The following is a 1,766-nucleotide window of genomic DNA, read 5'->3' as shown; positions in this document are numbered from 1 at the left end:
TTTTTAGTTAATTTACTTTTCTTAAAATTAATGTTACAATTGATACACGTAAAAATATTACAATTGAAAATTAATTTTGAAAGGAATAAAAAATATATGAGAAAAAATAAGTTTTTAACAGCAGTATGTATGTTATCTGCTTTTGTAGGATCAAATTTACACGCAAAAACTTCAAAAACTAAAAAAATTGACAAAGCGAAAACTTCTCACAAACCTGTAAATAATAGAAAAAGTCATAGTGCAGGAAATACAGGAATTTATGGAATTCCTTCAAATAATAAAAGTGCTCTTATTGAGACAAAAATGACAGAATTAAGACAAAGACATGCTAAAGTAATGTCTTCAGGATCTGCTCATGAAAGAAAAAAAGTAGCTGTTGAAAGAAAACTTTTGACATCTTACAAAAAATGGAGAGGGACAAAATATGCATGGGGTGGAGATTCTAAAAATGGAATTGACTGTTCGGCCTTAACACGTAGAGTTTACCGTGAAGCATTTAATAAAGAACTTCCTAGAGTTTCACAGCAGCAAATAAAAAAAGGAACAAGAGTTTCAGCGAAAAATTTGAAATCAGGGGATATTGTTTATTTTAGACCAGATAATAGAGTAAGCCATACAGCAGTTTATGTTGGAAATTCATTGTTTATAAATGCATCATCTTCAAAAGGAGTAGTAATGTCTTCATTAAAGAGCCCTTATTGGAGAAAATATTTTAAATATGGTGTGAGAGTTCACAATGCATAAAAAGAAAGTAGGAATTTTATGAAATTAATTGGAAAAGCAGTGACAATAATAGCAGGAATTTTATTATTAGGAAGTTCATTAAATGTAGTCGCAGCAAGCCGACATAGAAGAATAAAGAGAAAACATCCAGTAATAAATGATAGACGTAAAGCTATTGTTTCACAAAAATTTAGCTGTAATGGAAAGCAATATGTTGTAAATTATATTACAAATAATAGTATTCAACTAGTAGATGCTGCATCAAATGCTAAATTTCAACTGGATCAGGTTGTATCGGGAAGCGGTTCACGATATAGCAATGGAAAAATTGAAATTCACATAAAAGGTGATGAGGCAGTATTCAATCAAGACGGTAAAGATATTTCATGTAATCTTACAAAATAACAATAAAAATAAGGACTGTACCTAAATTTTAAGCCAGTCCTTTTTTATTTAAAGTAATTAGAAATTAAATCTAAGTCCAGTAGTAAAGACATTGTTATTTCCTTTACCTTTTCCACTGTCAATAGAACCGTCATAGTTCACATACCATCCAAATCCAGAATTTACTTCTGTCAATGCTCCAACTCCTGCCCAGGTCTTGTTCTTAGAAAGTCCAATACCTTTTACCTTGAAAGTTGCTCCAGGCAGTCCAGTGTATCTTGCGTCAAAACTCAAGTCCTGCTCATTGAATGCTCTCTGATGTGTTACATAACCTTGGAATGTAGTCTTGCTTCCATTGTTCCAGTTTACAGATTTTCCAACTCTAAGTCCAAGTAATGCTGCTGTCTGGTTGTAGTTCTTCTTGTCAGCAGTCAGTCCGAACTGGCTCTTCTCTTCAGAGAATGAACCTCTTACAACGGTATCATGAGTCAATCCTACAAATGGTGTTACAACGAAATCTCCATTACTATTTTTAATGTCATATCCTGTTTCTAAATATCCAGAATAAACTTTGTCATTGTGATTAATTTTGGCTCTTGTAAAGTCATTATTGCTTAAAATAATGTCTCTTTCAACATCACTGTCAACAAATCCGATAC

Annotated in this window: 3 protein-coding genes; 2 read left to right on the top strand and 1 reads right to left on the bottom strand. The window is 32.0% G+C overall.

The window, feature by feature from the left end; genetic code table 11:
• Together Q0370_RS11515 and Q0370_RS11510 are read left to right on the top strand one after the other, a co-directional pair.
• On the top strand, nt 1–744 hold a 744-nt coding region (locus tag Q0370_RS11515; RefSeq protein WP_299575865.1), incomplete at its 5' end, for an NlpC/P60 family protein.
• A gap of 18 nt (nt 745–762) precedes the next feature.
• On the top strand, nt 763–1,128 hold the full coding sequence (locus Q0370_RS11510) for an MliC family protein (RefSeq protein ID WP_299575863.1): 366 nt from the start codon (nt 763–765) through the stop codon (nt 1,126–1,128).
• 57 nt (nt 1,129–1,185) lie between these two features.
• On the opposite strand, the gene Q0370_RS11505 is transcribed toward Q0370_RS11510, so the two are convergent.
• Nucleotides 1,186–1,766 (bottom strand): autotransporter domain-containing protein (locus Q0370_RS11505; protein ID WP_299575861.1); only part of this gene is annotated, 581 nt, incomplete at its 5' end.

The organism is uncultured Leptotrichia sp. (genome assembly GCF_938036635.1).
GTDB classification, from domain to species: domain Bacteria; phylum Fusobacteriota; class Fusobacteriia; order Fusobacteriales; family Leptotrichiaceae; genus Leptotrichia; species Leptotrichia hongkongensis.
The sequence above is the reverse complement of the archived record's forward strand: the minus strand, read 5'-3'. Positions and strand labels throughout refer to the sequence as shown.

Coding starts and splice junctions, on each gene's coding strand:
- Q0370_RS11510 (WP_299575863.1), top strand. CDS start 763: ATGAAATTAATTGGAAAAGCAGTGACAATAATAGCAGGAATTTTATTA.